This is a genomic window from Methylophaga sp. UBA1464, assembly GCF_002325665.1.
In the GTDB taxonomy this organism is placed as follows: domain Bacteria; phylum Pseudomonadota; class Gammaproteobacteria; order Nitrosococcales; family Methylophagaceae; genus Methylophaga.
On record NZ_DCSO01000083.1, the window covers coordinates 18,130 to 19,734 of the forward strand.

Here is a 1,605-nt window from a genome sequence, read left to right on the forward strand (position 1 = left end):
ACTATGCAATAGACCGGAAAGCATTTTGGGGCAATGGCCGATTAGCTGATCAGCTTCCAGTGAAAAATCCACTACATCATCGGCAATCAAAATCGCCCCATGATGAATCAATTCAAGCGCAAGACTGCTTTTGCCAATACCTGCCTCACCCGTTAGCAGAATTCCTTTTCCCTGATAATGAAGCATTACGCCATGTTGACTATTTATGGCTGCTGGCAGAGACATTGTGAATCAGTCTTCGTCGATGGAAAGTAATAATTCAAAAATGGCTTCCGCATTGGGGGCCTGCCGAATACGGCTACAAACTTCTTCATCACGGAACAGTGTGACAAGACGGGACAGATGCTGTAAATGATGTTCAGTATCATCCTCAGGGACCAATAAACCAAAGGCAATATCAATCGGTTTACCATCAGCCGCTTCAAACTCAACGGGCGTTTCCAGCGTCAGCATGGCGGCCACAGTATGCGTCAGATCCGGGACACGGGCGTGGGGGATAGCCACGCCCTTGCCTAATCCGGTACTGCCCAGACGTTCCCGTTCAAGCAGAACTTGAAAGATTTTTTCAGCAGTCGCTGCACTGGTGTTGGCTCCCAGCATCCGACTGAGATTTTCGATCACCCGTTTTTTACTGGTAGCTTCATCGTGGAAACTGATGTTGTCCGCATTTACGAGCAGTGCAGCAATAAGCATGAAAAATACCGCTCCTTAACTAGCGTTATGTTTTTGAATTGCACCATCAGCTTGATGGTGGTTAGTGATTTTATCTTTGTGTTTAATGATCTGTCGATCCAGTTTGGCAACCAGATTTTCAATAGCGGTATACATATTTTCCTGCTCGTCAGAAGCAAATAAGTCTGCTCCACTGGCATGCACGGTTGCTTCAGCTTTCTGCCGAAGTTTTTCAACAGATAGCACCACATGTACGTTGGTCATGTGATCAAAATGACGAGTGAGTTTCTCGAATTTTTTATTGACGTGATCCCGGAGGCTGTCAGTGATATCGATATGTTGTCCGCTTAGATTTAATTGCATAATGCATCACTCCTGTTGGTGGACTAAAACTGGTTCTACACCAGTCGCTTACGCTCATTTGAGGGCGCTATCGCCAATGTTTCACGGTACTTTGCAATAGTACGGCGAGCGACATTAATGCCCTGTTCTCCCAGAATATCAGCAATTTTGCTGTCACTGAGAGGTTTTCTTGGATTTTCTGCGGCGACCAGTTTTTTGATGATCGCACGAATGGCTGTTGCTGAACATTCTCCGCCACTTTCAGTTCCGACATGGCTGGAGAAAAAGAATTTCAATTCAAATATACCGCGCGGTGTGTGCAGATATTTGCGTGTGGTGACTCGGGATATAGTGGATTCATGCATTTCCACTGTCTCGGCAATATCGGCTAACACCAAGGGATTCATGGCTTCTTCACCATGGTCAAGAAAATCACGCTGCCGTTCAACAATGGCTTGCGTGACTTTCAGCAATGTCTCATTACGGCTTTGTAAACTTTTCAGAAACCAGCGTGCTTCCTGCAGATTATTTTTCAGGTAGGTGTTTTCTTCACTGCTATCGGCACGATTTATTAAGGATGCGTAATGTTCG

The 1,605-nt window shown here is 45.6% G+C and carries 2 protein-coding genes and 2 pseudogenes; all 4 read right to left on the reverse strand.

From position 1 onward, the window contains the following. Positions 1-225 (reverse strand): annotated as a pseudogene (locus B3O33_RS10535) (serine kinase); the annotation flags it as partial. 6 nt (positions 226-231) lie between these two features. Continuing rightward, positions 232-693, reverse strand: coding sequence for a PTS sugar transporter subunit IIA (locus B3O33_RS10540; protein WP_292361931.1), 462 nt, complete (start codon positions 691-693; stop codon positions 232-234). A 15-nt stretch (positions 694-708) separates the two neighbouring features. After that, complete coding sequence (gene hpf / locus B3O33_RS10545) at positions 709-1,035, reverse strand: ribosome hibernation-promoting factor, HPF/YfiA family (protein ID WP_069296314.1); 327 nt, start codon at positions 1,033-1,035, stop codon at positions 709-711. A gap of 35 nt (positions 1,036-1,070) precedes the next feature. Then, positions 1,071-1,605 (reverse strand): annotated as a pseudogene (locus B3O33_RS10550) (RNA polymerase factor sigma-54); the annotation flags it as partial.

Excerpts from the sequence above, each read along its gene's own strand:
- B3O33_RS10540 (WP_292361931.1), bottom strand. The coding sequence starts at position 693 with ATGCTTATTGCTGCACTGCTCGTAAATGCGGACAACATCAGTTTCCAC.
- hpf (WP_069296314.1), bottom strand. The coding sequence starts at position 1,035 with ATGCAATTAAATCTAAGCGGACAACATATCGATATCACTGACAGCCTC.